Origin of the sequence: Halalkalibacter sp. AB-rgal2 (assembly GCF_041821005.1) — a bacterium.
Lineage (GTDB): Bacteria > Bacillota > Bacilli > Bacillales > Bacillaceae_D > Halalkalibacter.
Genome location: NZ_JBGUAV010000015.1, coordinates 84,128 through 93,216, shown reverse-complemented (window position 1 = coordinate 93,216; position 9,089 = coordinate 84,128). Strand labels below are relative to the sequence as shown.

General features: G+C 40.7%; 9 protein-coding genes. 6 read left to right on the top strand and 3 right to left on the bottom strand.

Annotated elements, in window-relative coordinates; all coding sequences use genetic code 11:
• Both ACERJO_RS13075 and cls read right to left on the bottom strand, forming a co-directional pair.
• Positions 1-302: hypothetical protein (locus ACERJO_RS13075; protein WP_373647770.1), on the bottom strand; the 302-nt coding region annotated here is incomplete at its 3' end.
• A gap of 158 nt (positions 303-460) precedes the next feature.
• On the bottom strand, positions 461-1,657 hold the full coding sequence (gene cls, locus ACERJO_RS13070) for a cardiolipin synthase (RefSeq protein WP_373647769.1): 1,197 nt from the start codon (positions 1,655-1,657) through the stop codon (positions 461-463).
• Between the two features lie 222 nt (positions 1,658-1,879).
• Here cls and ACERJO_RS13065 point away from each other — a divergent pair, with 222 nt between their 5' ends.
• The 3 genes from ACERJO_RS13065 (at position 1,880) to ACERJO_RS13055 (ending at position 4,841) form a co-directional block, all read left to right on the top strand.
• Complete coding sequence (locus ACERJO_RS13065; RefSeq protein ID WP_373647768.1) at positions 1,880-2,515, top strand: TetR/AcrR family transcriptional regulator; 636 nt, start codon at positions 1,880-1,882, stop codon at positions 2,513-2,515.
• 63 nt (positions 2,516-2,578) lie between these two features.
• Positions 2,579-3,073 (top strand): DNA-directed RNA polymerase subunit delta, encoded by a 495-nt coding sequence (gene rpoE / locus ACERJO_RS13060; RefSeq protein WP_247102012.1) that lies wholly within the window; start codon positions 2,579-2,581, stop codon positions 3,071-3,073.
• Between the two features lie 166 nt (positions 3,074-3,239).
• The gene (locus ACERJO_RS13055) at positions 3,240-4,841 is read left to right on the top strand and encodes a CTP synthase (RefSeq protein WP_247102016.1); all 1,602 of its coding nucleotides are present in this window, start codon (positions 3,240-3,242) and stop codon (positions 4,839-4,841) included.
• 106 nt (positions 4,842-4,947) lie between these two features.
• On the opposite strand, the gene ACERJO_RS13050 is transcribed toward ACERJO_RS13055, so the two are convergent.
• Complete coding sequence (locus ACERJO_RS13050; protein ID WP_373647767.1) at positions 4,948-5,466, bottom strand: DUF2529 family protein; 519 nt, start codon at positions 5,464-5,466, stop codon at positions 4,948-4,950.
• 333 nt (positions 5,467-5,799) lie between these two features.
• On the opposite strand from ACERJO_RS13050, the gene ACERJO_RS13045 reads away from it, so the two are divergent.
• The 3 genes from ACERJO_RS13045 to ACERJO_RS13035 all read left to right on the top strand — a co-directional run bounded on the left by ACERJO_RS13045 (position 5,800) and on the right by ACERJO_RS13035 (position 8,915).
• A complete protein-coding gene (locus ACERJO_RS13045; RefSeq protein WP_035344659.1) occupies positions 5,800-6,174 on the top strand; it encodes a response regulator in 375 nt (124 codons plus the stop codon).
• 224 nt (positions 6,175-6,398) lie between these two features.
• Entirely contained in the window at positions 6,399-7,262 is an 864-nt protein-coding gene (fba, locus tag ACERJO_RS13040; protein ID WP_247102020.1) for a class II fructose-1,6-bisphosphate aldolase, read from the top strand.
• A 369-nt stretch (positions 7,263-7,631) separates the two neighbouring features.
• Complete coding sequence (locus ACERJO_RS13035) at positions 7,632-8,915, top strand: UDP-N-acetylglucosamine 1-carboxyvinyltransferase (RefSeq protein WP_247103070.1); 1,284 nt, start codon at positions 7,632-7,634, stop codon at positions 8,913-8,915.
• Positions 8,916-9,089: the final 174 nt, after the last annotated feature.

The following is a 9,089-nucleotide window of genomic DNA, read 5'->3' as shown; positions in this document are numbered from 1 at the left end:
GCTATGAGTGGGTTTCTCATAGAAAGGCGTGCAACGAGCGGAGCCATTACTCTTCTTTGAGTTACTAGAAAGGACTTTTTCAGTGGCCTCTGGTTTTTACCTTTTTTGGTGCCCTTTAAGCAATGTGCGAAACCGTTGCCTGTTTTGAGAAGATTGATTGAGTGGGTTTCTCGTATATCAATCGAGCAACGAGTGAAGCCATTGCTTGTCAAATCAAAGGTACTGAAAAAGTTGATTTCTACTTTTTCAATGGCCTCAGGGAAGGGCAGGTTAAAATCCACCGGCGCAGCCGGTTCGTTCAACGCCCGCCTGCGGAAAGCGTATCCCATACCGGGAGCGAGGGCAAAGCTCCCTTTCAAGTCCGAAGTAAACGATCACCTTTTCAGTGGCCTCAGACTAGGAGGGCTTTGACCCAGCCTCTAGCACAACGCAATTAAGAAAAGACGCTATCACGCTTTTCTTATAACAAGCCTGATACAAGTGTAGCAATCTTTTCTTTACTGCGATGTATGAATGGACGTTTCTCGTATGCTTTTAAGGTTAAACGCTCGGAGCGTTGCATGTCGTATTCAAGGGTATGAAGGACCTTTTGTACGAATGCCTTTTCATAAATAAGGCAATTAATTTCATGGTTAAGGTGAAAGCTCCGCTTGTCAAAGTTCGCTGTACCGATATCACACATTTGCTCATCAATGATGATACATTTCGCATGGAAGAAGCCACGATAATATTGATAGATGCTTACACCCTCTTTTAAAAGGCGTTCGAAATAAGGATAAGCAGCTTCACGAACGAGTGGATGATCACCTTTTTTCGGGAGAACGATCCGAATGTTGATCCCCCTTTTTGCGGCATTTAGTAATTCCTTTTGCAGTAATTTTCCTGGAATGTAATAAGGGGTGCCGATGACAATAGATGATTTCGCTTGTCTAATCAAATCGACAAACATCTCTTCTAAATAACTACCGTCAGTAGGTAAAATGCGTAATGGGACTTCTCCTTTTGTTAACCGCGGATAATGGCTTTCCTTTTTGATGTACGTTTGCTTAGCTGTTTGCCAATCCTCTAGAAATTGCTCTTGCAAATCTTGAACTCCTTCACCAGCAATACGTAAATGAAAATCTCGCCAAAAGCCGAATGAAGGGTCTCTGCCTAAATATTCGTCACCGACATTAAAGCCACCGACATAACCGACTGTTCCATCTATAATCGTTAGCTTTCGATGATTACGACGATTGATCGTGAAGAACAAATATGGAAAGGAAGGAGGGTGAGAGTAGGCGATTGAGATCCCTGCTTTCTTATACTTCCTTTTAACGTGTCTTGAGAGCTTGCAACCAAAGCGGTCAACGAGCAGTCGTACAGTTACACCTTGCTTTGCTTTTAATGCCAATGTCGATAATACTTTTTTTCCAATATGGTCATCACGAAAAATATAGAAGAGGATGTGGATATGATCGGTTGCCTCTTTCATATCGTGAAGCATTTGTTTAAAGCACTCTTCTCCCTCTGTCAAGAGCATGACATCTCCGTAACGAGTTTCCTGTACGTGACGAGTCGCCTCTTTCTTCTGCTTCCTTAAGCCGAGTAAGAAGTCAATGCGCATCAAAATAATGAGTGCGACAATGATAAAAAGTGCGATTAACCATCCATTCATTTAGGAACACCTACCTTTTCTCTAAAGGAGAAGATCTTTTGATAAGATTCTTCCAACTAGATTACCCTATTTACTTGAAATTCATGTTGGTTATTTTGTAAAATCATGAAATAATAGAAGTTTAGCGTTAGTAAGAAAAAATGGCTTCGCAGTTTTTCTTATAAAAGTATGGCTCATTCGTTTGAAATTTAGTATGCTATAAGCAAAATTAGGGGAGGCAGGTTGATGAAAAAGGCAGTGAAATCGCTTGTGAAGGATCCTGAGTTGATTCGAAAGCGTAGGGAGCAAATGGTTAAGGCTGCGGTACATTTATTTACGGAAAAAGGATTTCATCGCACAACCACTCGTGAAATTGCAAGTGCATCAGGGTTTAGCATTGGTACCCTTTATGAATATATTCGAACGAAGGAAGACGTTCTATTCCTTGTCTGTGATTCGATTTATGAAGAAGTTCGGGGACGATTGCAATCATTACTGAAGGAGGAAGGGAGCGGAATGGATCGGTTAAAAAATGCCATTTCATCCTATTTCCAAGTCGTTCATGAAATGCAGGATGAGGTCCTTGTCATGTATCAAGAAACAAAATCGCTATCTAAGGACGCCCTGAAATATGTGCTGGAGAAGGAAGTACAGATGGTTGCGATGATTGAAGAGGTTCTTCACCATTGTGTAAAAGAGAAGATAGCTACATTAAATGAGAAGCAGATTAAGCTGATTGCGCATAATGTTGTTGTTCAAGGTCAGATGTGGACGTTTAGGCGATGGTCCATTCAGAAGCTGTACAATATTGAGGAGTACACTCAGCTTCAAGTTGAAATTCTTCTTTCAGGAATGAAAAATACAAAAGCTATGGAATAAAGCTTATAATTATGTTTATAATGAAAAGATGTGCGATAGATTGCGAAGAAAGGACGTGGCAAGATGGGATTAGAATTATCGAAAGACGAAGTAATAGAGCATTCAATGGTAGAGATTGCTTACGGAATTATGAAAAAGGGTCGTAAGCCTTATGATTACTATGATTTGATGGATGAAGTAGCAAAAGTGAAAGGTATGAACGAGGAACAAGTAGCTGAACGAATTGCGAACTTATATACAGATTTAAATATTGATGGTCGTTTCCATTCACTTGGAGATAACACATGGGGTTTGAAAAGCTGGTATGCACTAGAGCAGGCTGAGGAAGAGATTACAACGCCTGTGAAGCCGAAGAAGAAATCAAAAGCAACAGCTGACCTCGATGATGACTTTGATGATTATGAAGATGAATATGAAGATCTTGAAGACGAACTAGATGAGATTGCTATGGAAGACGATGCTGATAAGGATGAGGAATCAGACGAGTATTCAGATGGAGTCGAAGATATAGACGAAGATGAGGATGATTCTGATAAATTTGAAGAAGATGGGAACTAATGAATCTGCTTGACTTCTTCGAGCATTCTCGGTAGAATCATTTTTGGGCTTAAGAACCGAATGGTGAAGTTAAAACAAAAGTGTGCCCCTTTACATAGGAGGGATCGCTCACTTTTGTTTTTTTTTATAACTAGATTGAAAGTATAAAAATAAGGGAGACGAAAACATGGCAACAAAATATATCTTTGTCACAGGCGGTGTGGTGTCGTCATTAGGAAAGGGAATAACAGCAGCTTCATTAGGGCGTTTATTAAAAAATCGTGGGTTGAAAGTCACAATTCAAAAGTTCGATCCTTATATTAATGTCGATCCAGGAACAATGAGTCCGTATCAGCATGGTGAAGTATTTGTGACAGACGATGGAGCAGAAACCGATCTTGATTTAGGTCACTATGAGCGTTTTATTGATATTAACCTAAGTAAGAATAGCAATGTTACAACTGGGAAAATATATTCAACGGTCTTAAAGAAGGAGCGTCGTGGAGATTACCTTGGTGGCACAGTGCAAGTCATTCCACATGTAACGAATGAAATCAAAGAGCGTGTATTCCGTGCTGGGCGTGAAACACATGCTGATGTAGTCATTACAGAAATTGGTGGAACGGTTGGTGACATTGAGAGTTTACCGTTTCTAGAGGCGATTCGCCAAATAAAGAGCGATGTCGGCTTTGAAAATGTGATGTATATTCACTGTACGCTTATTCCTTATTTAGCTGCAGCTGGTGAGATGAAATCAAAACCAACTCAGCATAGTGTAAAAGAGCTTAGAAGCCTAGGAATCCAACCAAACATTATTGTTGTACGTACGGAGAAGCCAGTTCCACAAGAGATGAAAGAGAAAATTGCGTTATTCTGTGACATTAATAAGGATGCGGTTATTGAGGCGCGCGATGAAGATTCATTATATAAAGTACCACTTGAGCTGCAAGCACAGCACTTAGATGATATTGTTTGTCGCCATTTCAAATTAACGTGTGATACAGCTGATATGACTGAATGGAAAGAGCTCGTTAATAGAGTTCAGAACTTATCGAAAAAGGTTACGATTGCCCTTGTCGGTAAATATGTGGCCTTGCAAGATGCCTATCTTTCAGTTGCAGAGGCATTGCGTCATGCTGGCTATTATTATGATGCTGATATTGACATTAAATGGGTTCACTCTGAAGAAGTGACAAAGGATAATGTTGCTGAATATTTAGAAGGTATAGATGGTGTTCTTGTTCCTGGGGGCTTTGGTGATCGTGGGGTTGAAGGGAAAATGGTCGCGATTCAATATGCGCGTGAACAAGGAGTGCCATTTCTAGGTATTTGTCTAGGTATGCAGCTAGCATCGATTGAGTATGCAAGGAACGTATTAGGACTTGAAGGTGCTCATTCGGCTGAGTTAAATCCAGAAACGCCTTATCCAATCATTGATCTCCTTCCAGAACAAAAGGATGTAGAAGATATGGGTGGAACATTACGTCTCGGCTTGTATCCGTGTAAGCTTGACAAAGGGTCGCTTGCAGATGTGACATACAAGGAGCCAGTCGTGTATGAGCGGCACCGCCATCGTTATGAGTTTAACAATGAATATCGTGAGCAAATGGAGGATGCGGGCTTTATCTTCTCTGGGACAAGTCCAGATGGTCGCTTAGTCGAAATTATTGAGCTTCGTGACCACCCATTCTTCATTGCTTCTCAGTTTCACCCTGAGTTCACATCTAGACCGACACGCCCACAGCCGTTATTTAGAGAGTTTATTGGTGCGTCGTTAAAAACAGAATAGGATTGGATTGCTGATGAAAAGCGCCCTCAAGGACAATACTTGAGGGCGCTTTTCTATACACTAATATGGTGGGCAATTGTCAAGAGCTAGTCTTTACAGTGCTTACTTAATACTCCTCCAACATTTCCTTCATCGTCAGTTGGATAGCGATAAAGCAAAAGAGAGCTGCGATTGAAGCAGGGTGACCAATTCGGTATCCTAGATCATTGGGCACTAACCCATCCAAGCAATCCAAGTCAATGATTAAATCCGCTAGCTCATCAAGCTCACTCGATTCGTGCTTCGTTACGATAGCAACAAATGGAACAGCTTGCTCGGTTAAGATATTCGCTGTTTTTAGTAGTGCGTGATGGTCTGATGTGGGTGCTACGAGCAGTGCGCGGTCAACGGGAGAGATCGTTGCCATAGATCCATTCTGATAGAGGGGTTTCGTTTGCTCAAAGCGATCTTGACCATAAAGTGCTTCAGCAAGCACACCGCCCATTTCCTCTTGTGCATCAATATACAGGCTCCCATCTCCGACTAATGATTGGCATAGAAGGCGGGCGGCCTCTTCAACTAATTCTTCTTTTTGAGCGATGTCCTTGAGGCATCCTTGAAGCTGTGTTGTGAAAATCGTAAGCACAGTCGTTTCCTCCTTCTTTTCGGTGTCTTCTTATTCGATCGTATTGAAAAAATCGCTACATTGAGGTCACCGAAAAAATTAAAAACCAACTTTTTCAGAGCTCTTTCTACATCCCTTTTTCACTAACTGACTATTATGAACGACACATACCTCGAAATTATAAAAGGATTTCAATTGGAACGCAAGAAATGCAAAATATGTCGGACGAAATTATGAAAATTGAGTGGAATTTGGAAGGAGTTAGCCATTACTTGGCGAATATGTCGAGGGTGGTTTAGAATAGAGGAGCATATTTGATGAGGTAAATATGATTTAAATTAGGAGGAAGAAAGCATGAACAAAATTCTTGTCGTCGACGATCAATATGGAATACGTGTACTGCTTAGTGAAATTCTTCAAAAAGACGGTTATGTCATGTCTGATGCGGCAAATGGTGCTCAAGCTCTTAAATTGGTGGAGAAAGATAGACCAGACCTTGTGTTACTTGATATGAAAATTCCAGGAATGGATGGTCTGGAAATTTTAAGGCGTATTAAAGAGCATGATGAATCAATTCGTGTTATTATGATGACTGCTTACGGAGAATTGAATTTAATTAATGAAGCGATGAGTTTAGGTGCGGTAACACACTTTGCTAAGCCGTTTGACATTGATGACATTCGCGAAGTGATTCGTAAGACATTGGAAATGGAAGAGATTTCAAAGTGAATGTTTCTAAAAAAATTGACGAATCTCCGGTATAAATGGGTATTTTCTTGGGAGAGTATGCTATAATGGACACGTTCAACTATAGAGAGCATTTTGAAGATCATGCCTCTTACATAGAGATACGCATATTTGCGTGACGCGCTTACTTTTTGTACAAATAAGTAGATACGTCTACCGGGGATGTTGATCTTCGATTAAGGCTCAATTTAAGGAGGAAAAGAAACATGCCTTTAGTTTCAATGAAGGAAATGCTTAACAAAGCAAAGGCGGAAAGCTATGCAGTGGGTCAATTCAATTTGAATAACCTTGAGTTCACTCAAGCTATTCTACAAGCTGCCGAAGAGGAAAAGTCACCAGTAATCCTTGGTGTGTCTGAGGGTGCAGCACGTTATATGGGTGGATTCAAAACAATCGTCAAGCTTGTTGAATCATTAATGGAAGAGTATGGTACAACTGTACCTGTTGCGATTCACCTTGACCATGGTTCTAGCTTTGAAAAGTGTGTAGAAGCGATTCATGCAGGATTTACTTCTGTAATGATTGATGGCTCTCATCACCCGCTAGAAGAAAACATTGCGATTACAAAGCAAGTTGTAGCAGTTGCTCATACGTTAGGGGTATCTGTTGAGGCTGAGCTTGGTCGTATTGGTGGACAAGAGGATGACTTAATTGTTGACGATGCAGAAGCTGCTTATGCCATTCCTTCTGAATGTAAGCAACTTGTTGCAGAAACAGGTGTTGACTGTTTTGCACCAGCGCTTGGATCTGTTCACGGACCATACAAAGGTGAGCCTAACTTAGGCTTCGATCGTATGAAGGAAATTGATGACCTAGTAGGAATTCCACTTGTTCTTCACGGTGGTACAGGAATTCCAGTAGCTGATGTTCAAAAGGCTATTGAGTTCGGACATGCGAAGATCAATGTAAATACAGAAAGCCAAATTGCATCTGCGAAAGCTGTTCGTGAAACGATTGATGCAAACCCTGATATGTATGATCCACGAAAATATTTAGGGCCTGCTCGTGACGCGATTAAAGAAACAGTAAAAGGCAAAATGCGTGATTTTGGTTCTTCAAATAAAGCATAAGCAAGCTATGTGTAGACAAAAAGCAGTTCAGCTGAACTGCTTTTTGTCCATTCATAGAGTTCATTGTATGTAGAAAAAGTGACAATCGCGAAGGCCGATGAAAAGGACATGTTATCTGATTAGCAATGGTTCGCTCGTTGCTCGCTTGATACGATTAACCCATTCGTATCAAGCCTCCAAGACAGAAAACGTTTCGCACATTGCTTTAAAGGAAACCAAAAAAGTTAAAAACAAACTTTTTGAGTTCCCTTCAGACGTCATTTCTTTTCATATAAATGAATAAAACTTTAAAAAAAGACTCGTTACTTTTTCGTTGAAATGGTTATAATGGAAGATAGAGAGATGAGCACCAATGGAAGGGATGCGATTATGGATAAATTAATGATTGAAGGCGGATATCCGTTAGAAGGAACTGTTCAAATTAGTGGTGCGAAAAATAGTGCAGTTGCGTTAATACCAGCTGCTATTTTAGCTGATTCAGAAGTGACGATTGATAATCTACCTGAAATTTCAGATGTTCAACTTCTCGCAGAGCTTCTTCAAGAGATTGGTGGAGAAGTAGAGTTAACTCCTGAAGAAATTAAAATAAAGCCTGAAAATATGATTGCGATGCCACTCCCAAATGGACGTGTCAAAAAATTGCGGGCATCTTACTATTTAATGGGTGCCATGCTAGGTAAATTTAAGAAAGCGGTGATTGGATTACCGGGTGGTTGTAACTTAGGTCCAAGACCGATTGATCAACATATAAAAGGCTTTGAGGCACTTGGAGCTAAGGTGACGAATGAACAAGGTGCGATTTATTTGCGCGCTGATGAACTCCGTGGTGCAACGATCTATTTGGATGTTGTCAGTGTTGGAGCGACCATTAACATTATGCTGGCTGCTGTTCGAGCGAAGGGGCAGACGATTATTGAAAATGCCGCAAAGGAACCTGAAATTATTGACGTTGCTACACTGTTAACAAGTATGGGAGCGAAAATAAAAGGAGCAGGGACAAATGTTATTCGAATCGATGGGGTCGACTCATTACCAGGTTGCCGCCATTCTATCATTCCTGATCGGATCGAAGCAGGAACGTATATGATATTGGCGGCTGCTATGGGTCAAAGAGTGATCATTGATAACATTATTCCTTACCATGTTGAATCACTCATTGCTAAGCTACGTGAAATGGGTGTATCGATTGATGTAAATGATGACCAATTATTGATACATAACCATAAACCAAAGCAAGGTGTTGATGTGAAAACATTAGTATACCCTGGCTTCCCGACCGATCTTCAGCAACCATTTACAACGTTGCTTACTCAAGCTGAAGGAACGAGTATTGTAACGGATACGATTTATAATGCACGCTTTAAGCACATTGACGAGCTCAGACGAATGGGGGCAAATGTCAAGGTAGAGGGACGTTCGGCGATTATTAATGGGGCGACTACGTTACAAGGGGCAAAGGTAAGAGCAACTGATCTACGAGCCGGAGCTGCTCTTGTAGTAGCAGGCCTATTGGCAGACGGGGTAACAGAAATTTCTGGAGTAGAGCATATTGATCGTGGCTATGCTCATCTTGAGGAGAAGCTATTAGGGCTAGGCGCAAAAATTTGGCGTGAATCGATGACTGAAGAAGAAGTAGAACAAGTAAAAAGTTAGGTTTGAAACTAAGAAGGGCTATTGTTAAGAAAAAGCCCTTCTTGAATAATTGATTGAAATATGGTTAAAATGATTGATAGTAGATACCATTTTAAGCCTTCTATTTTTCTCCGCAATAACTCCAAATATGACCTTATTATTTGATAAATAATAGTTTTCCTAGTATAGATGGAT

What these genes read in the sequence shown, in the direction of transcription:
- cls (WP_373647769.1), bottom strand. Translation starts at nt 1,657, where the DNA reads ATGAATGGATGGTTAATCGCACTTTTTATCATTGTCGCACTCATTATT.
- rpoE (WP_247102012.1), top strand. Translation starts at nt 2,579, where the DNA reads ATGGGATTAGAATTATCGAAAGACGAAGTAATAGAGCATTCAATGGTA.
- ACERJO_RS13055 (WP_247102016.1), top strand. Translation starts at nt 3,240, where the DNA reads ATGGCAACAAAATATATCTTTGTCACAGGCGGTGTGGTGTCGTCATTA.
- ACERJO_RS13045 (WP_035344659.1), top strand. Translation starts at nt 5,800, where the DNA reads ATGAACAAAATTCTTGTCGTCGACGATCAATATGGAATACGTGTACTG.
- fba (WP_247102020.1), top strand. Translation starts at nt 6,399, where the DNA reads ATGCCTTTAGTTTCAATGAAGGAAATGCTTAACAAAGCAAAGGCGGAA.
- ACERJO_RS13035 (WP_247103070.1), top strand. Translation starts at nt 7,632, where the DNA reads ATGGATAAATTAATGATTGAAGGCGGATATCCGTTAGAAGGAACTGTT.